This is a genomic window from Mariniphaga sp., assembly GCF_041687215.1.
Lineage (GTDB): Bacteria > Bacteroidota > Bacteroidia > Bacteroidales > Prolixibacteraceae > Mariniphaga.
This window is the reverse complement of record NZ_JAWLCI010000067.1, coordinates 1-26,124: the sequence shown is the minus strand read 5'-3', so window position 1 is coordinate 26,124 and position 26,124 is coordinate 1. Positions and strand designations below refer to the sequence as shown.

Annotated in this window: 22 protein-coding genes; 7 read left to right on the top strand and 15 right to left on the bottom strand. The window is 41.4% G+C overall.

What is annotated here, in order from left to right; genetic code table 11:
- Together ACESMA_RS18090 and ACESMA_RS18085 are read right to left on the bottom strand one after the other, a co-directional pair.
- A partial coding sequence (locus ACESMA_RS18090; protein WP_372950273.1) for a LytR/AlgR family response regulator transcription factor occupies window positions 1–626 on the bottom strand: 626 nt, incomplete at its 3' end.
- 2 nt (window positions 627–628) lie between these two features.
- On the bottom strand, window positions 629–1,693 hold the full coding sequence (locus tag ACESMA_RS18085) for a sensor histidine kinase (RefSeq protein ID WP_372950272.1): 1,065 nt from the start codon (window positions 1,691–1,693) through the stop codon (window positions 629–631).
- 226 nt (window positions 1,694–1,919) lie between these two features.
- On the opposite strand from ACESMA_RS18085, the gene ACESMA_RS18080 reads away from it, so the two are divergent.
- Window positions 1,920–2,291, top strand: a complete 372-nt coding sequence (locus ACESMA_RS18080; RefSeq protein WP_372950271.1) for a MotA/TolQ/ExbB proton channel family protein — start codon at window positions 1,920–1,922, stop codon at window positions 2,289–2,291.
- A 45-nt stretch (window positions 2,292–2,336) separates the two neighbouring features.
- Here ACESMA_RS18080 and ACESMA_RS18075 read toward each other — a convergent pair whose 3' ends face one another.
- The 4 genes from ACESMA_RS18075 to ACESMA_RS18060 all read right to left on the bottom strand — a co-directional run bounded on the left by ACESMA_RS18075 (window position 2,337) and on the right by ACESMA_RS18060 (window position 5,323).
- Entirely contained in the window at window positions 2,337–3,029 is a 693-nt protein-coding gene (locus ACESMA_RS18075; RefSeq protein WP_372950270.1) for a lipid-A-disaccharide synthase N-terminal domain-containing protein, read from the bottom strand.
- A gap of 61 nt (window positions 3,030–3,090) precedes the next feature.
- The gene (rnc, locus tag ACESMA_RS18070; RefSeq protein ID WP_372950269.1) at window positions 3,091–3,822 is read right to left on the bottom strand and encodes a ribonuclease III; all 732 of its coding nucleotides are present in this window, start codon (window positions 3,820–3,822) and stop codon (window positions 3,091–3,093) included.
- Between the two features lie 6 nt (window positions 3,823–3,828).
- A complete protein-coding gene (gene fabF, locus ACESMA_RS18065; protein ID WP_372950268.1) occupies window positions 3,829–5,070 on the bottom strand; it encodes a beta-ketoacyl-ACP synthase II in 1,242 nt (413 codons plus the stop codon).
- Window positions 5,071–5,086: 16 nt separating this feature from the next.
- Complete coding sequence (locus ACESMA_RS18060; protein WP_372950267.1) at window positions 5,087–5,323, bottom strand: acyl carrier protein; 237 nt, start codon at window positions 5,321–5,323, stop codon at window positions 5,087–5,089.
- Between the two features lie 185 nt (window positions 5,324–5,508).
- On the opposite strand from ACESMA_RS18060, the gene purN reads away from it, so the two are divergent.
- The 3 genes from purN to ACESMA_RS18045 all read left to right on the top strand — a co-directional run bounded on the left by purN (window position 5,509) and on the right by ACESMA_RS18045 (window position 8,489).
- Window positions 5,509–6,084 carry a phosphoribosylglycinamide formyltransferase gene (purN, locus tag ACESMA_RS18055; protein WP_372950266.1) on the top strand — a complete coding sequence of 192 codons (576 nt, stop codon included), beginning with the start codon at window positions 5,509–5,511 and terminating at the stop codon, window positions 6,082–6,084.
- A 144-nt stretch (window positions 6,085–6,228) separates the two neighbouring features.
- The gene (locus tag ACESMA_RS18050) at window positions 6,229–7,797 is read left to right on the top strand and encodes a sensor histidine kinase (protein ID WP_372950265.1); all 1,569 of its coding nucleotides are present in this window, start codon (window positions 6,229–6,231) and stop codon (window positions 7,795–7,797) included.
- Between the two features lie 2 nt (window positions 7,798–7,799).
- The gene (locus ACESMA_RS18045; RefSeq protein ID WP_372950264.1) at window positions 7,800–8,489 is read left to right on the top strand and encodes a response regulator transcription factor; all 690 of its coding nucleotides are present in this window, start codon (window positions 7,800–7,802) and stop codon (window positions 8,487–8,489) included.
- Between the two features lie 52 nt (window positions 8,490–8,541).
- On the opposite strand, the gene lepA is transcribed toward ACESMA_RS18045, so the two are convergent.
- The 4 genes from lepA to ACESMA_RS18025 all read right to left on the bottom strand — a co-directional run bounded on the left by lepA (window position 8,542) and on the right by ACESMA_RS18025 (window position 14,307).
- Window positions 8,542–10,329, bottom strand: coding sequence for a translation elongation factor 4 (gene lepA / locus ACESMA_RS18040; RefSeq protein WP_372950263.1), 1,788 nt, complete (start codon window positions 10,327–10,329; stop codon window positions 8,542–8,544).
- A 468-nt stretch (window positions 10,330–10,797) separates the two neighbouring features.
- On the bottom strand, window positions 10,798–12,171 hold the full coding sequence (locus ACESMA_RS18035; RefSeq protein WP_372950262.1) for a Gfo/Idh/MocA family protein: 1,374 nt from the start codon (window positions 12,169–12,171) through the stop codon (window positions 10,798–10,800).
- A 189-nt stretch (window positions 12,172–12,360) separates the two neighbouring features.
- On the bottom strand, window positions 12,361–13,368 hold the full coding sequence (gene yiaK, locus ACESMA_RS18030; RefSeq protein ID WP_372950261.1) for a 3-dehydro-L-gulonate 2-dehydrogenase: 1,008 nt from the start codon (window positions 13,366–13,368) through the stop codon (window positions 12,361–12,363).
- Window positions 13,369–13,380: 12 nt separating this feature from the next.
- Complete coding sequence (locus ACESMA_RS18025) at window positions 13,381–14,307, bottom strand: sugar phosphate isomerase/epimerase family protein (RefSeq protein ID WP_372950260.1); 927 nt, start codon at window positions 14,305–14,307, stop codon at window positions 13,381–13,383.
- A gap of 174 nt (window positions 14,308–14,481) precedes the next feature.
- Between ACESMA_RS18025 and ACESMA_RS18020 the strand changes: the two genes are divergently transcribed.
- On the top strand, window positions 14,482–17,208 hold the full coding sequence (locus ACESMA_RS18020; protein WP_372950259.1) for a cation-translocating P-type ATPase: 2,727 nt from the start codon (window positions 14,482–14,484) through the stop codon (window positions 17,206–17,208).
- 1 nt (window position 17,209) lies between these two features.
- Here ACESMA_RS18020 and ACESMA_RS18015 read toward each other — a convergent pair whose 3' ends face one another.
- The 3 genes from ACESMA_RS18015 to ACESMA_RS18005 form a co-directional block, all read right to left on the bottom strand.
- Window positions 17,210–17,923, bottom strand: coding sequence for an SDR family oxidoreductase (locus ACESMA_RS18015; RefSeq protein ID WP_372950258.1), 714 nt, complete (start codon window positions 17,921–17,923; stop codon window positions 17,210–17,212).
- A gap of 3 nt (window positions 17,924–17,926) precedes the next feature.
- Window positions 17,927–18,622: a response regulator transcription factor gene (locus ACESMA_RS18010; protein WP_372950257.1), complete on the bottom strand. Its 696-nt coding sequence runs from the start codon at window positions 18,620–18,622 to the stop codon at window positions 17,927–17,929.
- 168 nt (window positions 18,623–18,790) lie between these two features.
- On the bottom strand, window positions 18,791–20,548 hold the full coding sequence (locus ACESMA_RS18005) for a sensor histidine kinase (RefSeq protein WP_372950256.1): 1,758 nt from the start codon (window positions 20,546–20,548) through the stop codon (window positions 18,791–18,793).
- 142 nt (window positions 20,549–20,690) lie between these two features.
- On the opposite strand from ACESMA_RS18005, the gene ACESMA_RS18000 reads away from it, so the two are divergent.
- Complete coding sequence (locus ACESMA_RS18000; protein ID WP_372950255.1) at window positions 20,691–21,443, top strand: hypothetical protein; 753 nt, start codon at window positions 20,691–20,693, stop codon at window positions 21,441–21,443.
- A gap of 77 nt (window positions 21,444–21,520) precedes the next feature.
- Here the strand turns inward: ACESMA_RS18000 and ACESMA_RS17995 are convergent, their stop codons facing one another.
- On the bottom strand, window positions 21,521–23,002 hold the full coding sequence (locus tag ACESMA_RS17995; protein ID WP_372950254.1) for a Gfo/Idh/MocA family protein: 1,482 nt from the start codon (window positions 23,000–23,002) through the stop codon (window positions 21,521–21,523).
- A gap of 137 nt (window positions 23,003–23,139) precedes the next feature.
- Between ACESMA_RS17995 and ACESMA_RS17990 the strand changes: the two genes are divergently transcribed.
- Entirely contained in the window at window positions 23,140–23,877 is a 738-nt protein-coding gene (locus tag ACESMA_RS17990) for a peroxiredoxin (RefSeq protein ID WP_372950253.1), read from the top strand.
- A 98-nt stretch (window positions 23,878–23,975) separates the two neighbouring features.
- Here ACESMA_RS17990 and ACESMA_RS17985 read toward each other — a convergent pair whose 3' ends face one another.
- On the bottom strand, window positions 23,976–25,499 hold the full coding sequence (locus tag ACESMA_RS17985) for a Gfo/Idh/MocA family protein (RefSeq protein WP_372950252.1): 1,524 nt from the start codon (window positions 25,497–25,499) through the stop codon (window positions 23,976–23,978).
- Between the last annotated feature and the right edge of the window lie 625 nt (window positions 25,500–26,124).

Genomic DNA, 26,124 nt, shown 5'->3' with positions numbered 1-26,124 from the left:
CCCACCGATTCAATTTTTGAAATGGAAACAAGATAGCTGCGGTGAATTTGCATGAACCGGCCGGCAGGTAAAGTTTCTGCCAGATAGCTAAGCCTTTCTTTCGTTACAATTTTTTTGTCGAGGGTAAATGCCATTACATAATCACCCAGGCTTTCGAAATAGAAAATATCGTCGAGGTTTACTTTGTAATGCTTTTTATCTGCTTTCAGAAACAGGTAATCCGAATTTGTATTTGAATTTTCTTGTTGAAAAACAACCTGGGTTGGCTGATGCGACTCCGTTTCCAGAAATTTATTGATGGCTTTGGTAAACCGTTCAAACGAAATGGGTTTAAGCAGGTAATCAATCACATTCAGTTCAAAGGCTTCAATGGCATATTCGCGGTAAGCAGTGGTGAGAATTACTTTTGGAGGGTGGGCAAGCGACCGGATAAAATCCACTCCGGTAATTTGCGGCATCTGGATATCGCAAAAAAGCAGGTCGATTTTTTCCTTAGATAAAACCGGCATGGCTTCAATGGCGTTGTTGCACTCGGCCACCACGTTGAAACCGGGAAATGCTTCCAGGTGCTTTTTTATGACACGGATGGCAATGGGTTCGTCGTCTATAATCAGACAATTGTACATAATTATTCCTCCAGTTGCAGCGATAAATTTACAGAAAATGTCTTCTCTGTTTTATCAATTTTCAGCATATATTTTCCGGGGTAAATCAAATCGAGGCGCTTTCGGACATTTTTTAGTCCAACACCATTGCTGTGCCCCACTTCATTTTTTATGGCCGGGTTTTTCGAATTCTCAACTTTAAAAAAGAGGTTGGTTTCTACTATTTTAATGTTGATGCTCACAAAAGTAATTCCGGGGGAATGACTTACGCCATGTTTAAACGCATTTTCAACAAATGGCAAAAGTATGAGCGGGGCAATTTTCAAGTGGCCGGTTTCTTCCGGGAAATTTGCAGTTAGTTTCAGCTTTCCGGAGTACCTGATTTTTTCAATTTCGATGTAGTTTTTCAGATTAGCCAGTTCTTCGCCAAGCGACACCAGCTTTTCATCGCAGCGGTATAAAATGTAGTCCAGAATTTCGGAAAGTTGCAGAACCAGTTTTGGTGCATCATCCGATTTTTCCAGGGTGAGTCCGTACAAATTATTCAGCGTATTAAACAGAAAATGCGGATGAACCTGTGCTTTCAGCAGTTTTAGTTCAGCTTCTTTCAGTTTTAATTCCATCTGAAAACGCCGGTTGTCGAGCTCGGTATTTTTCTTTTGAATTTGAAACGAACGGCGAACCAGCTTTATGGCCACAGCAATGATGATGATAAAATAGAGCCCTACCATCAACAGCAATCCATCGAATGATGAAGGGTTCATCTGGTCTGCCTGGTAATTGGTGATTAGAATAAACACGACCAGCGAAATAAACATTTCGAGCCAAATGGAAACTACGAATGTGTAAAAAACGAACAATACAAATTTGCCGTATTTTTTGGTGAACAGGTACCTCGGTATGATGAAGTAATTCAAAAAATAGGTGGTAATTATTGAAAGGGGCAAAAGCATGGAAACAAAAATGATGGTTGTTCCATAATCGCGGCTGGAACGGCCGTAAAACACGATAAAAAACAGGTACACCAGCACCCAGAAAAACAAGTGTAGTAAAAATCGCGAATATTTTGGCTGAAGTTTTTTAAACATTGCTGCAATTTACACAATCGGCGAAAATGAATGAGTTTTTGCGGAAAACAAATTTTAATCGACGAACAACCTCAAAATTCAATTTTTCTGCATAATTTCTGCATCGGGCAACCAGGTTTTAAAAATTGTTGTCCGAGACCATTATTTTGCTGTTTATCGATAAAATTTCTGAATGGCGAATGAACCCCTTAAACTTGTTCCAGTAAATAATTTTAAATTTGAAGTGATGAATCTATTCAAGTACTTTTATGAAGGTGGCCCTTTATTTATGGGCATTGTTACAATCGCCGGTATTGCCATGATTTTTTTTGCCATAAAATCAGGCATTCTTATTTTAATGAAAAAAGATTACTCGGGCAAAGGTCTGGACTTCATTCTGATGTTCGGAAGCCTTTCGTTTATTTTGGGACTTTTGGCGCAGGCCATTGGCATGTTTCAGGCATTTGAAATCATTCAGCAAATTGAGGACATTTCTCCTTCGTTGGTAGCAGGGGGTTTGAGGGTGAGTATGATTGCTCCGTTGTACGGTGTTTTCTGGTTTATTCTATCCATTCCCATTTGGGTGGTTTTGCGCGAAATCGTAAAAAAGCACAGGTAATTTTTTGAAAACAGAAAAACCGGGCCGGTGGATTTTTTTACCGGCCTATTTCATTTTACCTGTAATTTTCCCCATTATTTTATTGAAATAAGGAATCTTTTCCAGTTTTCGGAATATGCTTCCACGGCCTGAGTGCAGTAAAATGTTCCGGATGTAAATGAAAAGTCCCAAACTGTGTGCGGCAAACAAAACCGGATCGAGCCGGTAAATGGCGTAAGTGAAAATCATAAGTGAACCAATAGTACTGATAACCCAGAATCCCATGGGCAGAAAGGAATCTTTTCGTTGTTCGGAATAAATCCACTGGTAAATAAACCGAAAGGTAAAAATAACCTGTCCGGCAGAGCCCCAAATTAAAAGCAGAAGCGGAACATTTTCATTTTTCAGCATGGAACTGAAATTATAAGATTCACCCAAAAACAACCAGCTTATGCATACGAGCGGAATAACGACTGCCAAAAGGCGGGCAGCAACATGCATTTTTCGCCATACTTTTTTCAGTTGCAAGTTCCGGATGTAGATTGTGTAAACAATAATTTGCCCAAGCACAATGGCAAAATCGTTTCGTAACACACCGTAAATAAACATAAGCACAGAAGCCGCCAAACTGATTTGCCAGTAAATTGCAGGCGAAATTACTTCACCTTCTTTTTCCGAAAGGAACCACTGGGCAATGTTCCGGGCAAAAAAGAGGATTTGCGATAAGAAACCTAATCCGTAAATTAAAATATGGTCCATCGTTTATTTTTCGGGATGCAAATATAGTAATTATGGTCTCAGAAGCAGGAGATTTAAAACCCTAACTTTCCAGTTTTTTGAGTGTTTCGCGGGCTGCGTTCTGGTGGGCTTCCTTTTTAGAAGTACCTGTACCGCTACCCAGTACTTTGTTTTCAACCATCACTTTTGCGACAAATCGGGATTGTTTTGTTTTATCTTTTGCCGGCTCTTCAGTAGTTTCAAATTTGATGTCCTTTTTGTTTTTCTGACTCCATTCAATCAACTGGCTTTTGAAATTGGAATCTTTTTGTTCAATTTCGTTCAGGTCAACAAACTGCGAAAGTATTTTTTTGGTAACGAAATATTTTGTGGTTTGGTAGTCGGTGTCCAGGTAAATTGCTCCGATTAGCGCCTCAAGTGCATCGCCGTAAATGTGGCTTTTATCGATGTTTTTGGTTGTGTTGGAATCGATGTAAATGTTGAGCCCCATATCAAAAGTTAACCGCGTTAAAAACGTTCGGTTAACCAGTTTCGACCGGTTTTTGGTAAGAAATCCTTCATCTTGCTGGGGAAACCGGTTGTACAAAAAATCGGCAATAATGGCTCCCAGAATGGCATCGCCTAAAAATTCGAGCCGCTCGTTATTTACCATGTTTCCCTGAGAATCGTAAACCGAAGCTGATTTATGGATAAATGCCAAATCGTAAAGTTTCAGGTTTGTAGGGTAAAATCCGAGCAGGTTTTTCAAAAACAAATAAAACTCTTTCCGAGGCGACGAAAAGAGTTTTATCCGTTGTGCTATTTTCCTAACCACAGAGTGTTAAAATTTTTTAAAAACAAGAGTGGCGTTGTGTCCGCCAAAACCAAATGTATTGCTTATGGCAATATTAACCTCTTTTTCCCTGGCAGTATTAAACGTAAAGTCGAATCTGCTGTCAATTTCAGGGTCGTCGGTAAAATGGTTGATGGTGGGCGGAATCAAACTGTTTTGAATAGCCAGAATGCTGGCCAGTCCTTCCACAGCTCCGGCAGCACCAAGCAAATGGCCTGTCATCGATTTTGTGGAACTTATGCTTACTTTAAATGCGTGTTCGCCAAAAGTTTTCAATATTGCTTTGGGTTCGGCAATATCACCCAGCGGAGTTGAGGTTCCGTGAACATTGATGTAGTCAACATCCTCCGGGTTTATTCCTGCATCTTCAAGAGCCCATTTCATAACCAAATTGGCTCCTTTCCCATCAGGGTCGGGGGCAGTCATGTGGTATGCATCGGCCGACATGCCTCCGCCAACCATTTCGGCATAAATTTTTGCCCCTCGTTTTACGGCGCTTTCATATTCTTCAAAAATAAAAGCTGCCGAACCTTCGCCAATTACAAAACCATCGCGGTCTTTATCAAAAGGTCTTGAGGCTGTTTTTGGGTCATCGTTACGTGTGGAAATAGCCCGCATGGAGTTAAATCCTGCAACACCTGCTTCGTTTACCGCTGCTTCCGAACCGCCTGTAATCATGATGTTGGCTTTCCCCAGCCGAATCATGTTAAAGGCTTCAATCATGGCATGCGAAGCCGAAGCACATGCAGTAACCGTTGTAAAATTCGGTCCCCGAAACTGGTATTTAATTGAAATTAAACCTCCTGCAATGTTGGCAATCATTTTTGGGATAAAAAACGGCGAAAACCGGGGATTATCAGGTTGGTAATTTCTTGCTTCTTCAAAAAAGGTTTGAAGGCCTCCAATGCCTGCACCCCATATAACACCTGCCCTGTCGTGGTCAATTGTTTCCAAATTCAGCCCTGAGTCTTCCATGGCCTGTGCAGCAGTAACCATTGCATATTGCGTGTACATGTCATACTTCCTGGCTTCCTTCCGCTCCATGTATTGCTCCACATCAAAATTTTTCACCTCACAGGCAAACTGGGTTTTTTGCTTTGATGCATCGAACCTGGTAATGGGTGCGGCACCGCTAACCCCGTTTTTAAGGTTTTCCCAAAAATCGTTAACCGAATTTCCCAAAGGATTAACGGTGCCCACTCCGGTAATAACTACCCGTTTAAATTCCATAAATGAATTTTCTGGATTACTTAATTGCCTCTTCTATGTGTGCAATAGCTTCGCCAACAGTCGAAATTTTTTCGGCCTGATCATCAGGAATAGCCAAATCAAATTCTTTTTCAAATTCCATGATCAGCTCAACTGTATCCAGTGAATCGGCTCCCAGGTCGTTGGTGAAAGAAGCTTCGTTAGTTACTTCGCTCTCATCAACTCCCAATTTATCAACGATAATTGCTTTTACTTTTGCTGCAACGTCAGACATAATTCTAAAATTTTAGTTAATACTATTTTGAGTTTTTAAATAATTCGCTGCAAAGTAATACATTTACAGTTTATATTTCAAAGAAAAAATATAAAAAAGATGATTCAGGCCTGTTATATTAAATTTGTAATATTCTAAATTTGAACTAATTATTCAAATGTTCGAACCGATTTAGCCAATATAAAATGAATGTTAAGAAGATAGCTGTTTTTGTCTCAGGATCAGGCACAAATGCCCAAAATATAATCCGGTATTTTTCAGGTAACGAGCAGATTAGAGTTGACTCACTCTGGAGTAACAAACCAGATGCTTATGCACTTGTCCGTGCTGCTGCACTTGGGGTGGATTCTTTTGTTTTTAGCCGGAAACAGTTCTATGAAACCGGCGAAGTGGTTGAAAAACTTAAAAATCGTGACATCGATTTAATTGTTCTTGCCGGGTTTTTATGGCTGGTGCCTGATAATTTAATTGATAACTTTCAAATAATTAATATTCATCCGGCTCTTTTACCCAAATATGGCGGGAAAGGGATGTACGGAATGAAGGTACACCAGGCGGTTGTTGAAAACCAGGATACTGAAACCGGAATTTCCATCCATTTTGTAAATCGGAGGTACGATGAAGGCGAGCTAATTTTTCAGGCAAAATGCCCGGTTTTACCGTCAGACTCGCCCGAAGATGTTGCTGAAAAAGTACATGAACTTGAGTATCAGTATTTCCCGGTGGTTATTGAGCAACTTTTACAGGAAAAAATCAGGTAGGAAGTCTTTTTTTTATATGCTTTTGAGTTGTTGGTTTTTACCGTTTTAACCAGCCAAGGTTAATAATAATTACAATAACGTCCTTCCTGTTAAATAATGTTAAGAGGGTTTTTAACGGCTTTTCTTTAAAATTATCTTTGCTGCATGAGCAAAAAAATGTTGTTAACATTAATCGTTTTAATGGCATTGGTGCTTTCGGGGTTAATACTGATCCAAACCAACCTTATCAAAACTGCATCCGATATTCGCGAAGAACAGTTTGACCAAATGGTGAAAGGTGCATTGAAAAGGGTGGTGGATCAGATGGAGTTGCATGAACAGCGTATTGCCCGCGAAAGTGCCCGGGCTGGCCGTTTGCCTGGGTCAAATAATCCTCAACGAAATTTAAGTGTTTTTCCAAGGCAGGGAGCGGGCCAGATTTCAGGAAGCTTTCAGTTCCGGTATTCCGAAGGGAACATTTACGGAAACTTTCAGGAAGAATTTCAAATTATAATTAATGATTCTGCCCGGGCACAACAAAACGACGATTTGTTGAAGTTCCCCAACGATGCCAATTCATTTGAACAGTTGCATGAATTTAACCTGGACCTCGAGCGCAGAAGGGAACAATGGTTAAAAGATACGCATTGGGTGAATTACAAAATTTTGCTGGAAGGAAGGTCACTGAGTGAACGAATCGACTCTGCATATCTTGCTGAATCAATAAGTACTATTTTTCAGGAAACCGGAATTGACCTGGATTACCGGTATGCGGTGCGAAGCGCTAACCAGGGAACTGACAGGTTTATTACCGGAAGTCAGGGCTATAATCCATCGAGGAAAAAAGAATACTACAGTCTTTTGTTTCCCTACGATTTTGACGGACAGCAGCCCAATTATTTGTATGTGTATTTTCCAAAGCGTTCAGGATTTTTATTGAGGGCAACAGGATTAACAATTATTCCTACAATTATTCTGACCGGACTGCTGATTGCCATTTTTGTATATGCCATCATGGTTATTTTCAGGCAGAAAAAGCTTTCCATGATTAAAAACGACTTTATTAATAACATGACACACGAGTTGAAAACACCCATTTCAACTATTTCTCTTGCAAGTCAGATGCTTGAGGACGGAAGCATTACCAACACACCCAAAACAATTGAACATATTTCGCGGGTAATTAACCAGGAAAGCAAACGGTTGAGTTTTCAGGTGGAGAAAGTTTTGCAAATGGCTGTTTTTAATGAAGGACGGTTAAAACTGAAATTTAAGGAATTCGATTTGAATTATACCCTGAAGAATGTTTTGAATAACTTCGAATTGCGTGTAAAAAGCAAAAACGGGGTTCTTCATTCTGAATTAAATGCTGAAAATGCAATTGTTAAGGGCGATGAGGTGCATCTGACGAATGTAGTTTTTAACCTGCTCGACAATGCTATGAAATATAGTAACGGAACACCTGAAATTACTGTTGCTACTGAAACCAAAAACGAGAATATTATTATTTCGGTTAGCGATAATGGGATTGGTATTCCCAAAGAATATCACACACAGATTTTCGATCGATTTTACCGCGTCCCAACCGGAAATGTGCATAATGTAAAAGGGTTTGGGCTTGGATTAAGTTACGTGAAAAAAATTGTGGATTTGCACAATGGGAGAATAAAAGTGGATAGTGCTGTGAATAAAGGCACAAAGTTTAGTATATTGTTACCAAAATTTAAAAAATAACCATGGAACAGAAAACAAAATTGCTTTTGGCAGAAGACGACGAAAATTTGGGCTTGCTGCTAAAAGAATATCTCGTAGCCAAAGGATTTGAAGCCGATCTTTATCCTGATGGTGAAATTGCCTATAAAGGTTTTATGAAAGCGCATTATGATATTTGTATCCTCGATATTATGATGCCGAAAAAAGACGGATTTTCCCTGGCAAAAGACATAAGGGTTGTAAATCCCGATATTCCTATTATTTTCCTGACGGCTAAAAACCTGAAAGATGATGTGATTGAAGGATTCAAACTCGGAGCCGATGATTACATTACCAAACCATTCAGCATGGAAGAACTGATTTTCAGGATTGAAGCCATTTTACGCAGAACTTCACTGGAGTCGCAGGCAGCCAACGAACCTGTTTTTACATTGGGAAAATACACTTTTGATACCCGAAAGCAAACTCTGATTGATGCTGAAAATACCGTAAAACTAACAACCAAAGAATCCGATTTGCTGAAACTGCTCTGCCAGAACGCCAATAAGGTTTTGGAAAGAAATTATGCACTCAAATCAATTTGGATTGACGACAACTATTTTAATGCGCGCAGCATGGATGTTTACATTACCAAACTGCGTAAACATTTAAAAGACGAGCCATCGGTTGAAATCATCAACGTTCATGGCAAAGGATATAAGTTAATTGTATAATAAAAAAGCCGGGCTGTTGAAGTCCGGCTTTTTGGATTTATATGGTGTTTCTTTAATCCAGCTTAAGCACTGCTAAAAATGCATTTTGCGGCACTTCCACATTGCCGACTTGTTTCATGCGCTTTTTCCCTTTTTTCTGCTTTTCCAGCAGTTTTCGTTTTCTGGTAATGTCGCCTCCATAACATTTGGCCGTAACATCTTTTCGAACAGCTTTTACCGTTTCGCGGGCAATAATTTTTGAGCCGATTGCCGCCTGAATGGCAATATCGAATTGCTGGCGTGGAATAAGTTCTTTCAGTTTTTCACACATACGACGTCCAAACGGATAGGCATTATCGAAATGGGTAAGCGTGGAAAGTGCATCCACCATTTCCCCGTTCAGTAAAATATCGAGCCGCACCAGTTTGGCCGGTTTGTATCCGCTCATGTGGTAATCGAACGACGCATAGCCACGTGATATACTTTTCAGTTTATCGTAAAAATCGAATACAATTTCACCCAATGGTAAATTAAAAACCAGTTCGGCACGCTCGGCAGTAAGGTAGCTTTGGTTTACCAGGGTTCCTCTTTTATCGAGGCACAAATTCATAACCGGACCAATAAATTCGGCAGCAGTAATAATGCTTGCTCTGATGAATGGCTCTTCAATGGTGTCAATTATTGTTGGGTTAGGTAATCCGGAAGGATTGTAAACCCTGACCAGACTTCCATCGGTTAAATGAACCTGATAGGAAACGTTGGGAACCGTTGTAATTACATTCATATCGTATTCCCGTTCCAGTCTTTCCTGAATGATTTCCATGTGCAGCATGCCAAGAAATCCACAACGAAATCCAAATCCGAGAGCAGCCGAAGATTCGGGCTCAAAAGTTAAGGAAGCATCGTTGAGTTGCAACTTGTCCATGGCAGTTCTCAGGTCTTCGTAATCGTCAGCATCAATCGGGTAAATCCCGGCAAAAACCATGGGTTTTACTTCTTCAAAACCCTCAATGGCTTTGTCACACGGACGCTCAACATGGGTAATGGTATCGCCTACTTTAACCTCTTTTGCGGTTTTAATTCCAGAAATAATGTAGCCTACATCACCGGCTGACAAAACAGTTTTAGGTACCAGACCAAGTTTTAAAACACCAATCTCATCGGCATCGTATTGTTTTCCGGTATTAACAAATTTTACCAGGTCTTTGGTTTTAATTTGTCCGTTTACAATTTTGAAATAGGCAATTACCCCGCGAAAAGAATTAAACACTGAATCGAAAATAAGTGCCTGTAAGGGCGCATCCGGATCTCCTTTCGGTGACGGAACTTTTTCTATTATTCGTTCTAAAATCGTTTCAACGCCCATACCGGTTTTTCCACTTGCGTGAATGATGTCCTCACGGTCGCAACCAATTAAATCAATTATCTGATCTTCAACCACCTCTGGAATGGCATTGGGTAAATCCATTTTGTTAAGGACGGGAATAATTTCCAAATCGTGTTCTAAAGCCAGGTATAAATTGGAAATGGTTTGGGCCTGAATACCCTGTGTGGCGTCAATGATTAGCAGTGCACCTTCGCACGCAGCAATTGACCGGCTGACTTCGTATGAAAAGTCAACGTGCCCGGGAGTATCAATCAGGTTCAGTTTATAGGCCTGCCCGTTCTGCTCATAATCCATTTGAATGGCATGGCTTTTAATGGTAATGCCGCGTTCCTGCTCCAAATCCATACTATCGAGCACCTGGTCACGCATTTCTCTTTCACCAACAGTTTTGGTATGCACCAGCATACGGTCGGCGAGGGTACTTTTTCCATGATCGATATGTGCAATAATGCAGAAATTGCGAATGTTATTCATAAACTCTTTTCCTTCTATTGTTTAAAACCTCTGGCTCAGGTAAATTTTCCGCAAAGATATTCATTTTTTAGTATTGCGGATTGGGTTGCGTTCGCTTTCGGTGGTTATTGAAATCAATTCTGTCATCCCCGGCCAGTCTTCCTTTGTGGTACCAGCCTTTAAACGGAAATTTTTTTTCGGGACAAGCATCCGGTACTAAACATTCAACCCCGGTTTGTACTCCTGAAATTAATTTTTGGCACACTGTTTGTTTTATTCATGTTAGACATGAAAACAATTTAAACGTTCAGTCGTTTTATTGATAACAGAATACGATACGCAATTTGCTGTTTTTTCATAAGTTTGGTTTAGTTAGGTTTAGTTTTGACCCCGGAGTAGAGGCTCCGGGGTTTTTTCTTTACTGCAATTGCGGTTGCAAAAAAAATCCGGTCTTTATCAAACCGGATAATTTTTTATCATTTTGAGAATTTAAACATCTTCTGGCACTACATAGGGTTTTCTGTAGTTTCTGGATAGCATCATATCTGCTTCCGGGTCGTTGGCAAACTTTTCATAACTGCCCCTGAAGGTGAGTTCTCTTTTTAACCGGTATGAGATGTTGGCCAAAATGGGCAGAGCCGATGAATAAAATCCTTCACGAATATCACAGTGTAAATCGTAATCGTTGCCTGAGCGAATGGCGTCGATAAAGTTGGCGTAATGTTCGGCTCCGCCGGGAGCAGCCCGGAAAGTTGGATCCTGCGGCACTTCCGAAGTTTCTTTTTCCGAACCTGCAAACGGTTCCTTTTCTCTTTGCCTGAAAGCCTTCCAGGTACTTCCGTTCAGTTCCAGGTAGCCATCGGTTCCGTAAAACATATTGCCAATTTTAATGTCGAGGCTCGATTCGCCGTGGGTGTATCTTCCGCGGGTTTCAAATTCGAGCACCTTCCCGTCTTCGTATGTAAACAATGAAGTTTGAGTATTGGGTGTTTCCTGTGAACATTCTTTCGGGCTGATGCCGTAAATGCCACCGGTTGAAAAAATGGAAACCGGATGTTCATCTTTATTTAGTCCCCAGCGGGCAATATCGAACTGGTGCGGACCCTGATTGCCGGTATCACCGTTTCCCGTGTTCCAGTGCCAGTGCCAGTTGTAATGGCCTCGTTTTTCGTTGTAAGGGCGCCATTGGGCAGGTCCGAGCCACATGTCGTAATGCAGATTTTCGGGTGGCATACCGTCGGGTGCAATACCGAAGGAATCACGTGGTTTGTAACAAAGTCCTTTAGACATGTAAACGTCACCAATTCCACCTTCATGCAAAAACTTCATGGCTTCCATCACGTTGGCAATGGAACGGTTTTGAAAACCTACCTGCACGCGAACGTTGTATTTACGCGCGGCATCAATCATTTTGCGGCCTTCAAATACATTGTGGTTAGAAGGTTTCTCTACGTAAACATGTTTCCCGGCTTGGCATGCCCAGATTGTTCCCAGTGCGTGCCAGTGATTTGGTGTGGCAAACGAAACGGCATCAATTTCCTTGTCGTCGAAAACCTTGCGCATATCCCACTCTGTTAAAGGTTTTGTGCCAATGGCTTCTTCAACCCGTTTCACCCGTTCCGGATACAATTCCTCATCCACATCGCAAATGGTTTTTAAAAACACATTGCGGTTGTCTTTTAATGAGCACCATGTTCTGATGTGCCCGTTTCCCTGTCCGCGAATCCCGATTACGGCCATGGTAATCCGCTCGTTAGCTCCCAGAATGGAACCATACGATTTGGCGCTGAACCCCAGTCCGCCCATAGCAATGCCGGCAGTTCCCACCAGGCTTTTTTTGATAAAATCTCTTCGTTGAGTCATGCTTATTTGATTTTTGCTGGTTTATAATATTGGCGGACAAGTTAATCATTTGAATTTTAAAACTGAAAAAAAATGGAATTTGATTTCAGATAAAAAAAATAAAATGAATTCACCCGGCAACTTTCGGTCACCAGGTGAAAAATAGTTCTGTTTTCAATTTTCTGTTAGTTGAATTCCAGCGGTACCTGATTAAAGTTTTGTAACCTGCTCCCAAATTGTTTTTAATACCGGAATTCCGTTTTTCAGGTTTTCTGCTCTTGTTTGCAGCACCCGCTCTCCGGGATACCGAATTTCACTTTCGGATTCATCAGGCGTTGAGTTTTTATAATCTGAAATGATTTCAATAATGGTGTTTTCGATTGAAGGAAAATTACTGAGTTTTTTAAGACTGAAAGCAATAAAAACCTGCGAAACGCTGTATTCCGCTTCTTTCTGACTCAACTCGCGGGTTGAAAGTCCGGCCGACAAAACAGTAGCCAGAATGTCGAGTAGCAGTGACAATCCTGCACCTTTCCAGTACCCAATGGGCAGTGCGCGCCGCGATTCCAGGATTTCACCGGGTTCATTTGTAAGTTCTCCATTTTTATTGAAGCCTCCGGGAAAGGAAAGTGATTTTCCTTCCAGTTGGGCAGCCTCCATTTTCCCATACGAAAACTGGGTCATGGCAAAGTCGAGCACAATAGCTTCGTTGCCAAACGGCACGGCAAAAACCAGCGGGTTGTTCCCCAAACGGCTCTCTTTGGCGCCCCAGGCCGGCATGTTCGCTTCGGTGTTTGTCCAGCCCATAAATACAAATCCTTTTTTTGCCGCCTGCCAGCCATAGGTCCCACCGCGCATCCAGTGATTGGTGTTGGCAATGGCCACACAGCCAATTCCGTTTTCTGAAGCCAGTTGCATGGCCCGGTTAGTACAAAACCTGGCATTCAACGGACCGGGTCCCAGTTGGCCATCCCACTGCTCAAGCGCACCGGCAACTTGCACCAGCCTGGGTTCGGCATTTACATCAATAAATGCTTTTTTTATGTATTCCACAAACCGCGGAAACCGGTAAACACCATGCGAATAGATTCCTTCCAGGCTGTTTTCGGCAAAAATGCCTGCGCAGATTTCAGCTTTTTTCGCAGTAAAACCATGTTTCATTAATATCCGTTGGAAAACGGATTGCATTTCAGGAAAAGGAATCCGGATAGTATTCATTCCAGTGAACTTTTATGAAATTTTCTGAAGAGCAGATTTTACATTTTCCAGCAACCGTGGTACTTTTTCAAAAGGATCTCCTGCTCCCAGTGTTTCCAAAGGAAGATAGCCACGATACCCTGCATTTTTTATTATTTTGAAAAGTTTCACAAAATCGGTGGGTGTTTCTTTGCCGTCAATCCAAACATTTTCTTTGATTTGCCACGTCACGGCCTTGTCAATGTTTTTCTGAATTTCTTCATACGGATCATGCTGGCGGTAACTTCCGATATCGAGGTTCAACCCCAGCCATTCAGAATCCACCATTTCAAAAATGCGGTCCACATCGGCAGCCGTTTTCAGGAAGTCGTTGTGGTTTTGCAGGGCAATAATTACTCCAGATTTTTTTCCGTAATCGCAACACTCCCGGATGTCTTTGGCCATCCATTCAAAAACCTTATCGCGCGAAAATCCTTCGTGTGTGTTGGTTCCTGCAAAAACCCGCAGGTTTGGAATGCCCAGCTTTGCAGCCGCACCAATCCATTTTTTTATCATTTCAATATCCGTTTTTCGGGCTGCCGGATCGGGATTGGCAAAATCGTTCCGAACACCAGTTCCGCTAATGTCCAACCCCAGCAAAAATGCTTTTCGTTTAAATTCGTTGATGTATTCATCTGTAGGAGGTTCCGGATACCCGGGGAAATAGTAGCCTGTGGGATCAATCGCGTCGAAATTGTATTCTGCGCAAAAATCAAGTACATCAAACAAATCTATTTTTCCTTCGCGAAGCGGATTATTGAAGGAGTAAACATTCAGACTGAGTTTGAATTTATGGGAAAACTTTTCAGTGCCGGTTTTTTCTTCAATAGCTGAAAAATGCCACGAAAATCCGGTTGCCGGTATAGCAGGAACCACGGCAAGTGCTTTAAGAAAATTTCTTCTGGAATTTAGATTTTTCATATTCTGTTATTTTATTAGTTCTGTAAATAATGTTCTTTTTCAATTTTCTACGAATTTATCAATTTGAAATCAAAAACAGCTAAATGAAAGGAAAAAGTATAAAAGACATTCATGTGGATTTTTCTACCTTTGCGGCATTAATTTTAGAAAGAAATGGGGAATGAAAATAGTGCCATGTGGCATGCAATACCTTACGAAGAGGTTATAACTTCGGTTGGCAGCTCAAACAAAGGACTAACTTCTGAAGAAGCAAAAAAGAGGTTTCAGCAATACGGCCCGAACCATATTAAAAGAAAACAAAAAGATGGTCCCTTAACCGTTTTATGGAGACAAATTAACAATCCGCTCATTTGGGTTTTAATTGGCTCAAGTACGCTTGCTGTTTTACTGGGGAAAATTACTGACGGCCTGGTAGTTTTGGCCGTTGTGGTTATTAATACAATTATTGGTTTTATTCAGGAATTTAAAGCCGGAAGAGCCATAGAAGCACTAAGCGAAATGATTCCTGAAAATGCCACGGTTTTGCGCGATGGCCGGAAAGTGTCCATCCCGGTTGCTGAAATTGTACCAGGAGATTTGGTAGAGCTGGAAGCCGGCGAACGGGTTCCGGCCGACATGCGGCTGGTTCGGCAGAAAAACCTGACTGTGGAAGAGGCTGCGCTAACCGGCGAATCGGTTCCTTCCCAAAAATCAGTTAATCCGGTTGAACCGGACGTTTCCATTGGCGACCGAAAAGGTATGGTTTACAGCGGAACGCTTGTATCAACCGGAACAGCAACAGCCGTGGTGGTTGGAACCGGAATGAACACCGAACTGGGTAAAATTTCGGATATGCTCAGCGAAACCACCGATTTGGAAACACCTCTTACTAAAAAACTTGGCGTTGTAGGAAAATACCTGACCATTGGCATTGTGGCAATTACAGTTGTAATTATGATAATTGGAACTATTCGTGCCACAAGCCAGGGAATTTCGCTTGATATGGCCTTGAAAGACAGCCTGATTTTTGCTATTGCCCTTGCTGTGGGTGCTATTCCCGAAGGATTGCCGGCAGTTGTTACCATTGCTTTGGCTATTGGCGTTCAGCGCATGGCACGACGAAAAGCCATTATCCGAAAACTTCCGGCCGTTGAAACACTGGGCAGCACCACCGTTATTTGTTCCGACAAAACCGGAACGCTTACCCGCAATGAAATGACCGTAAATGAATTGTGGACGATTGAACATGATATTCAGGTTACAGGTGTTGGGTACAATTCCGAAGGAATTTTTAAACAGAACGGCATTGAAATGACAGAACTGCCTGATGATATTAAAATATTACTTGAAGACGCAGTATTGTGCAGCGATGCTGGTTTTAAATCTGAAGGCGACAATTTTCAAATTACTGGTGACCCTACCGAAGTAGCCCTGATTGTAGCTGCCGCAAAGGCAAACCTGAATGTTGACGAGGTTCGGAATAATCATCCCCGTCAGGATGTGATTCCATTCGATTCGGAATCGAAATTTATGGCTACGCTAAATCAGAATGAACAACAGCGTATTATAATTAAAGGTGCACCTGAGGTTATTTTGAAAAAATGCAGCAGTCATTTTGGCGGTGCAAAACTTGAAACAGAACCTGTTATTTCCGAAATAGAACGGCTGGGAGCCAAAGGAATGCGTGTGCTTGCGGTCGCGCAAAAATTCAGGACGAATACCAAAAATACAGAACTGCAACCTTCCGAAGCGGAAAATGATTTTCAGTTTTTGGGGCTTTTTGGAATGATTGACCCGCCACGCGCTGAAGCTATTGAGGCAATTAAAGCCTGTCACGATGCCGGAATTGTTGTGAAAATGATTACCGGAGATCATCAAACTACTGCGCAATCTATCGGGATGGACCTTGGACTTTCGAAATCAGGTAAAACCATAACCGGTGTGGAACTGGCAAAAATGGACAGCGAAACACTGGCAGAGATTGTAAAAAATACCAACATTTTTGCACGCGTTGCACCGGAACACAAACTGCGGCTGGTGAAAGCGCTGCAGGCCGACAACCATATTGTTGCCATGACCGGTGACGGCGTAAACGATGCGCCTTCATTAAAACAGTCTAACATTGGAGTGGCCATGGGAATTACGGGAACTTCGGTTTCGAAGGAATCTTCAGACATTGTGCTGGCCGATGACAATTTTGCGAGCATCAGCGCGGCAGTGGAGGAAGGGCGCCGTGTTTATGACAACCTGCTAAAATCGCTTGCTTTTCTGCTGCCCACCAATCTGGGACTGGCGTTTATTCTGATTTACGGAATTATGTTTTTCCCGTTCAACCTGATTACAAACGAACTGTTGCTGCCCATGCTGCCCACCCAGCTTTTGTGGATTAACCTGGTGGCTGCTGTGGCGCTGGCACTTCCGCTGGCTTTCGAGGTAAAAGAACCCAACGTGATGAAACGTCCGCCCCGCAAACCCGATGCGCCGCTGTTCAATAAATTTGTAACGTTCAGGGTGTTTTTTGTATCCCTTTTAATGACCGCCGGAACGATAATTATTTTCAACCTGCATTATTCGCATAGTCTGGGAAATGGACTGGACCCGGCGTTTGCACAGGCAAAAGCTCAAACCACATCGGTAACTTTTGTTATTCTTTTCCAGATTTTTTACATGCTCAACTGCCGTTCATTGCGCGATTCGCTGATGAAAATCGGGTTTTTTAGTAATCCAACTGTTTTTCTGGGAATTGGAATTGTGCTTGGGTTGCAGGCTGTTTTTATTTATGCGCCGTTTATGCATACTATTTTTAATACAGTTCCACTCACCTTAAATGAAGTGCTTTTTGCTGCTCTTTTCGGGTTTGTGATATTTCCGGTTATCGGAGTTGAAAAGTGGATTCATTACCTGTTAAGCCGGAGAAAATAGATTAAAGACTTTTCGGATTGGTAATCACTACCTCTTTTACGCAGGTGCCCGGCGATAATTCCAACAGCCAGCGGATGGTTTTGAATAGGTCATCCGGCTGAATCATTTCCTCCGGCTGAAGCGGGGTACCGGCTTCCTGTGCCATGTTGGTGTTTACCCACGCCGGACACAGTGCAGTCACTTTTATTCCCTGCGGTGTGAGTTCCCGGTACAGGGATTCATTCAATCCCAATAATCCGAATTTGGATGCACAATAGGCGCCACTTCCGGTAAAACCTACTTTGGCCGATCGGGATGCCACATTAAAAATGTAACCCGATTTTTGGTTTTTCATCACCGGAACCACTTCCTGCAGCATTACAAATTGCGCGGTGAGGTTGGTGTTCAGCATTTTTCTGAAATCTGGTTCGGGTAAATCCAACGTTCCGTTAAAATGAATACCGGCATTATTTACCAGGATTTCGATGCGACCAAACTTCTCAACAATTTTGGCAACCGTCTCTTTTACTTTTTCTGAATCAGTAATGTCCAGTGCGAATAGTGCCGGCTCAGAACAACCACTCCTGATAATTTCCTCTTTAACGCTTTTCAAATCATCCGAATCCCGTCCGATTAAAACCGTTTGGCAGCCCATTTCAGCCAACCCGGTGGCAATGGCTTTTCCAATTCCTTTTGATGCACCGGTAATTAGGGCGACTTTGTTTTGTTTTTTCATATTTTAAACGTTTTTTACCTCCAGAATAAATCCGCTGCCATGAATATTTTTGATTTCAATATTTGAATCGGATGAAAGGTATTTTCTCAGTTTCGTAATGAACACATCCATACTGCGGGTTGTAAAATAGCCGTCCTCGCCCCAGATTTTTCGCAGGGCCGTTTCGCGGGGCAGAAGTTCGTTTTGATTCTGGCAAAGAAGTTTTAGCAGTTCGGCCTCTTTTGGCGACAGATTTTGGTGGTCATTGCCATGAATTATTGTTCGGTTTTTAGGGAAAAAACGGTAAATTCCAATATCGTAACTTTCTTTTTCTGAATGATTTTCAAGACCTTTCCGGTTGAGGATGGCTTTTATTTTGCAAAGCAGCACTTCGGTGTCGAACGGTTTGGTAATGTAATCGTCGGCTCCCACGTTGTATCCTTTCAGGATATCTTCCTTCAGCGTTTTGGCTGTTAGAAAGACCAGTGGGATGTTTGCATCGGTTTTCCTGATTTGGCCGGCAATGGTAAAACCATCGGTGTGCGGGAGCATGACATCGAGTATGCATATATTAAATTCACCGTTTTTAAAACGTTCGTAGGCAAACCGGCCATTGTCCACCCAGGTTACCTCGTAATCGTTCAGTTCAAGATACGATTTCAATACCGCCCCGAAACTGAGGTCGTCTTCTACAAGAAAGATATGTTGTTTTACGTTCATACTTCCAAAACTCAAAACTCAAAACTCAAAACTCAAAACCCAAAACCCAAAATTCAAATAAATTCCAATATCCCAAACTTAAAAAATCCAAACGCAGAAAGATTGTTTGGAAATTGGTTTATTGGTTTTTGGAGCTTATTTGTATTTTGGTAATTGTTATTTCCATTTTCACTCCCTTACAAACGGTAAAAAAATATCAAACTTACTTCCTTTTCCCGGTTCACTTTGCACAGAAATATTTCCGTGGTTGGCTTCCACAAATGCTTTTGCATAACTTAAGCCAAGCCCGAAGCCTTTTACATTGTGCACATTTCCGCTTTCCTGGCGATAAAACTTTTCGAATATTTTGCTCTGAACACTTTTGGTCATTCCAATGCCTTTGTCTTCAACCGAAACCAGCACACCTTTGGGTTTATTTTGGGTTGAAATAATTATTTGTGGTGCAACAGTTGAATATTTTATGGCATTGTCGAGTAAATTATAAAACACGTTGGTGCAGTGAATTTTATCGGTTGTAACTGAAGGATTTGAAGCTTCAAATTTTGTTGCAATTTTTCCTTCGCGTTTTTCAACCTGGAGAGTAATCCCCTGCATGGCATCTTTCAGCAAATCATGCACGTCAATGGTTTCCCATTTAAATTCAAACTCTTTTTTATCGAGCCGGGCGATGGTTAAAATATCTTCCACCTGCCGGTTCATGCGGGCGTTTTCCTTTTTAATCATTCCGGTAAAATAGCGCACTTTTTCGGCATTTGAAATCACTTTTTCGTTGTTGATGGAATCGGCAGCCACCGAGATGGTTGCAATGGGCGTTTTAAATTCGTGCGTCATGTTATTAATGAAATCCGACTTCATCTCCGAAATCTTTTTCTGCCTTAAAATATAGTAAATACTACCGGAAAAAGCGGCTAAAATAAAAAATGAAAATAAAAGGGAAGCCACGAGGAGCCAGTTCAGTGACCGAAAAATAAAGTTTTCGCGGTCCGGAAAAACTACCGACAATTGCAGGTTGCGTTCGAAAATCGAATTTGGATAGAGTTTTACTTTATATTCAGAATTGGCCAGTCCGGCAGAATCAGCAGCTTCGGAACGCGTGTGCAAAATGGAATCTGAAAAAATACCAAACTGGAAACCGATGGGAATATCGCGGTTTTTCAGCTCATTGTTCAAAACTGTTTTTAATTGCAAGGTGTCAATTTCACTGGCATTCCACGAAGCAATTTCGGTAACAAACTGCCTTGCGGTGCGTTTCAGGTTTCCGGCTTTGTTTTTTATCCTTTTTGAAAAACCAGGTGGGAACTGTATAACGGAATCCAAACTTTGCATCAATGAATCGATTTTTATGACGCTTACCGAATACAGCGAGTCCAGGTTTGAAATGACGGTGTCCCCATCCACAATAAAAATGTTTTGATAATGGCCATCATTTTCGCCGGGAAAAACAAATTCATCGGCAAAAACCGATGCTTCTCCATCCATCTCAAAACGCGAGATTATTTGCCCGGTGTCTGCTCTGGTTTCCACTTCAACCCTGATATTATTGTCGTTTTTATTTGGATTCCTTTTTCTCGTGATAATTACGGGAGGCGCATTTGCAGGTGGCAACTTTTTCACTTTAAGCGAATCAGGGAGATTTACTGATGAAGGCGGAGGTGGATCGGGTATTTGAAAATGGAACTCAAAATCCTGATTGTTGCCATGCTGTAAAGTGGAATCGTCGCTGAAAACCATCCGGTTTACAACTCTCAAATCGTTACGCTCCTCCATTTTTTTAGCCGTGCTGTTCAGTGCATCATTTACACTTCGGCTGAACAATTCATTTTTAACCTGAATGGCATTGTTCATCCAAATCAGTTGTATGGCAATAATTCCCAAAATAGAAATTGCCATAAATACAACCAATCCGGTGAAAATCTTTTTGTTCATGGTTCAAATATAGGTATTTCAAAAAGCCGTTATCATATTTTAACTTTTCCTTAACCAATTTTAACCGGGTTTTAACTGATTGGTAGTGTGTGTCTCTGCTATCTTTGTTGTGCCATTTTTTACAAATTTAAAATAGAAAGTTATGAAACAAATCATGTTTATTATCGGATTCCTCCTCGGCTCTTTCCTCCTTTTTTCCTCTTTTTCATTGAGAGAAAATCCACAGGACCCGCCACGCGGAGAAAAAGGAGAAAAAGCAAAGCGCCACATAAAAATAGTAAAAACAGAAGATGGAAAAAAAACAGAATTGGATACCATTATTAAAGGTGATAATATTTTTGTTTGGAACGGAGATACCATTTTATCTGCCAGTGATTTCAATTTTGTGATGCCTGATCTTCCTGAAATGGATTCATTGCACAAAAATTTTACTTTTCGTTTTAACGGCGAAGACATGGATTTCGAACCGCCTTTTTTACTGCCACCCAATGCTCCGAGGCCACCAAAAGCCCCACATATTTTTCATTTCAAAAATAAATCAGGCGATAATATTATTGATTTAAGCGACCCCGGAATCATCTCCTATAAAAAGAGAGATAAAAGCGGAGGACGCGAAAAAATTGTCATCATCAGGGAAAAAAATGAAGAAAATGAGAACGAGGATGTCGATATTTCATGGAAAACAAAACCTTCGGAGTTTTTAGTGAAAGCGCCTCCTGTAATTGAAAAACGAATTAAAGTCATAAAAAATGACGACGGAGAAATTGAAATAACTGAAGATGAGGATGTAAAAATTCAAAGGAAAGATGGAAAAGTTATGATTATCCGCAAAAAAATTGAGGACGAAGGTAAAGAGGTGGAAATAGAAATTGAGGAAAACGAAGAAAACAAATAATCTGAAAGCAATTAAACAGCGATTTTTAAAACAGCAAATTGAAGCCGGTTTTATGATTCAGTTCATGAGCCGGCTTTTTAAATTTGTTCCCAGCCTTGCCGGTAATTGTGCCGAATCCATTTTTCGGCAGTTTGCAATGCCGGAAGGGTCACAAATTCATTATTTGTTCTGGGATTTCCGTTTACCAATTCAAAATTGGTTTTCGAAAGAATACGTATTACATCGGTTGAACCAATATTGGTAAAACGCATGTTGGGACCATCCCAAATCAGTTTTCGGTTTAAACTCTGCAGCCGGACAGCTAAAACACCCAGCATAATAGTTTCATTTAACGGCCCGGAATATTTAAAATCAGATGAAGTTTCCAGTCGGTTTTCTTTAGGCTCTTTGCACGCACGAATCCAGTCCTGTTCATGGCCTCCTTCTGAGGGATTGAAAATTCGGCGAATTGACTTTTCCGGTTCCTGAAAATGATCCATTTCGCTGGCAGGCAAAAGTGTTGGATTGCTTGCAAAAGCGCCGCACATTATTTTTCCGTTTGTACCATAAAAAATACATCCGCCATTTTCATCACCCATCATATCACCATCTTTCAGTTCATTGGGCCGGGGTGGCATCCATCCGCCATCGCACCAATTCACAGAAACTGCCGGCATGGCAACTTTGGGAAGGTTGTCGCGCCGGGGAAATTCGAATCGTATAAATTCAGAATTGGGAGCCGAGTCGGTGTTAAATTCCGATGAACTTGCCTCAACTGAGATGGGATGATGTAACATTAAAGCTTTAAAAACAGGATCAAGAACATGATTTCCCATTTCACCCAAAGCACCTGAACCGAAATCCCACCAACTACGCCAGGTCCATGGATGATAAACCGGATTGTATTCTTTCCAGGGCGCCGGCCCAACAAACAATTCCCAGTCTAAATCACGCGGCACTCTTCTGCTGCGTTCGGGTGCAAAGTTATTTTGGGGCCAGTTTGGTTTTGTAGTCCAGGTGTCAACATGGGTTATTTCACCAATAACACCTGCCCAAATCCATTCACAAATTTTCCGGATTCCTTCGCCTGAGTTTCCCTGGTTTCCCATTTGGGTAGCAACGCCGTATCTTTGTGCAGTCTCAGCAAGTATTCGCGATTCGTAAATGGAGTGGGTAAGTGGTTGCTGAACAAAAACATGTTTCCCTTCGCGAATGGCCATCATGGCGGCCAGGGCGTGGGTGTGGTCAGGAGTGGCAATAACCACCGCATCAATATCTTTTTGTTCCTCCATCATCACCCTAAAATCTTTGAATTGTTTGGCCATTGGCCACCGCTTGAAAGTGTTCCCGGCATAATCCCAATCCACATCACACAAGGCAACGATGTTTTCAGTTTCCATATTCCGGAGGTTCACATAACCGTAACCGCCAACTCCTATGCCGGCAATGTTTAATTTGTCGTTAGGCGATTGGTGTCCCAGCCCGGCCACTACATTTGAGGGTACAATCGTTATTCCGGCAATTGTAGTGGCAGCAGTGCCGATAAATTTACGTCGTGTGAACTTATTATTTTTATTCATATTTTTTCTAACATTAAACCGCCCAAACAGGTTGCCGCAAATTAGCAAAAAATCAGGAAAAAAAGCCGATTGGCAAACCTTCGGTTAAAAAAGATGTTATTCATAAAAAGCTTATTAATATTGAATCTATTTTATACATGATGAAACGAATTACCTTAATAATATTAATTGTCGCATTTTCATTGTCAGCCTGGTCGGGAACCCAAAAAATCCCTTTGATTGGAGATAAAGCTCCGTCATTTACAGAGAATTCCACAAACGGGATGTTGAATTTTCCTGAAGATTTTGGCAATAGCTGGAAGATTTTATTCAGCCATCCGCTGGATTTTACTGCAGTGTGCACCTCGGAATTGTGTGGCCTGGCCATTAATCAGGAAAAATTGGATTCGCTGGGAGTAAAAATTGCGGTTATATCAATTGACGAAATTGAAAGGCATTTATTATGGAAAGCATTTATGGAAAAAGCGATGAGTGAGGATGGCGGGGATGTAAAAATAAATTACCCCATTGTGGCTGATCTTTCAGGAAAAATATCCAAAAAATACGGTATGCTGCATTCATCAGCAAACGACAAAAGGGATGTAAGGGGTGTATTCATTATTGATCCGGACAATATTATTCAGTCCATTTCTTTCTATCCCATGAATGTTGGCAGAAACATCGATGAACTGCTACGGACAGTGGCTGCCTTGCAGTTAACTCAAAAAGAAAATGTTCTTACCCCTTACAACTGGGAACCGGGCGATGATGTTTTGGTCCCTCACAAACCTTATACTGAAGATGAATTGGAAAAGAATCCGGATCTGAAAAATCAATATTACAATAAGGGAGAATTTATGTGGTACAAAAAAATGAGTAACCCCGAAAAAAAATAGGGATTCGGATCAGGATTAGAAGAATTTAGTTTTAGCAAATTACCAAAAAAAAAGGATGTTCGAAACCGAACATCCTTTTTAGTATAACTTATAAAATATTATGCTGGCATATCAGGCAAACTCCAAGGTTTGCGGTATGTATGATTAATCAATTCAGCAGCAAATTCTTTTGCGGGAACCGGGTCAGTCCATGTTTTTTTGAACGTTGGGTGACCGTCATGAATTTCGAATCCGTCTTTTATAACGGTGCGAATAGTTTCATCGTCACTCAGGTTGGTGAATTCCATTTTTTCACCATTCCAGTCCAAAACTTTATTCAACGACTGCAAACGAACAGCCAGAACTCCCATTACAACCATTTCGTTGAATGGTCCGGCCTCGCTAAAATCGGAAGCAGTAGGAACGCGGTTTTCAGGACTTTCCTTACATGCACGTACCCAATCCATTTCGTGTCCACCACTGGTAGCATTGTCAATTCTTCTTCTGAACTTCGGAGCTTCAGGAACGCGGCCTGAAAGCAACCATGGATTAACTCCGTAGCAACCACAGATCAGTTTATCTTTTGTTCCGTGGAAAATTACACCACCGCCGCTGTCGTTCGGGTTTTTACCTGCCGGCCATCCTTCGGGTAAATTCCATTTAATACCGCCATCGTACCAGTGAACATCAACCTGCGGCAGTTCGGCATTACGTTTCATCCCTTTCCATGCCCGTTGTGGAGCCCGTGACGGGAAAGTCATTTTTACCGATTGCGAAACAGGTGCACAATCCTGAAGCAGCAATGAAGAACTTCCCTGTGCATGAATTGGGTAACCCAATTCAAGTCCAACAAATACCGGGTGAAGAATATGGCAGGCCATATCGCCAAGGGCGCCGGTACCGTAATCCCACCAGCCACGCCAGTTCCATGGGTGATAAATTTCATTAAACGGACGCATTTTTGCCGGTCCAACAAACAAATCCCAGTCGAGAGTGTCCGGAACCCAATGTCCCACTTCAGGAGTGTTTAAACCTTGTGGCCAAATCGGACGGTCAGTGAAAGCTTCCACTTTAGTTACTTCACCAATTTCGCCGTTCACGAGCCATTCAGTAGTCAGATTTACACCTTCGCCTGAAGATCCCTGGTTACCCATGGAAGTTGCCAACTGGTGTTTTTTAGCCAGTTTGGTTAACAGGCGCGATTCGTAAACTGAGTGGGTCAAAGGTTTTTGAACGTAAACATGTTTGCCCATTGTCATAGCATGAGCGGCAACAAGAGCGTGAGTATGGTCGGCAGTTGCCACTACTACTGCATCGAAATCCTTACCCATTTCATCGTACATTTTCCGCCAGTCTTTGTACTTTTTGGCTTTTGGCCAACGATCGAACACACCGTTTCCGCCAGTGTATTTCCAGTCCACATCGCAAAGTCCTACAATGTTTTCTGATTCCAGGTTTTTTAGGTTGGCAAAACCCATTCCTCCAACACCAACGCCTACAATGTTGAGTTTGTCACTGGGAGCTTTGTGCCCCAATCCGGCCACTACATGGCTCGGAACAATTGTCAATCCTGCTGCAGCAGCAGCTGTTGTGCCAAGGAATGCTCTCCTTGAAAAGGCACTTTTGTTCGAATTCTTTTCCATAACAAATAAAAGTTTTAATTGGATAGGTACTATATATTCCTATTTATTTTTAATACAAAAAACCGTTAAATATAACCATATTCGGTGTTTCCTCAAACAAGGCAAGTAAAAATGGTGCATCCGGTCAAAAAAATATTTACAATTTCCCTGAGATCAATTTGTTTCTTATTTGTGGAAAAGTGTTTTAAATTGAGTGATTTAAACGATTTAGAGGCGGGCAATTTCATTATATGTTAAAAAAATCAAATTGTTTAAATTCAGTTTCGTTATGGTTCAGGTCTGAAATTTAAATTCAGTCTAAATAAATTAATCCAACAATTTTTAAAGCAACAGTTGAAAAACCGGATTTTACATCATAAATTTTGGTTTGCCTTGAATTTTTATGTCGAAACGATTGTTTTTGTGTGGCAACGTGTCCCAATTATAAAAATATCTGTCCCGTATTGAATCTAAAAATTTTTTACAAAAACTCTTAATTTTCTGCAAATCAAATATTTAAAATTTTGGAACATCAGTTGTTTTGCTATTGGCACGCTTGAAGATGTATTTACAAACTAAAAAAATTTATAAACAATTAAAAAACACGAAATCATGAAAAAGTTATCAGTTATTATCGCAACAGTTT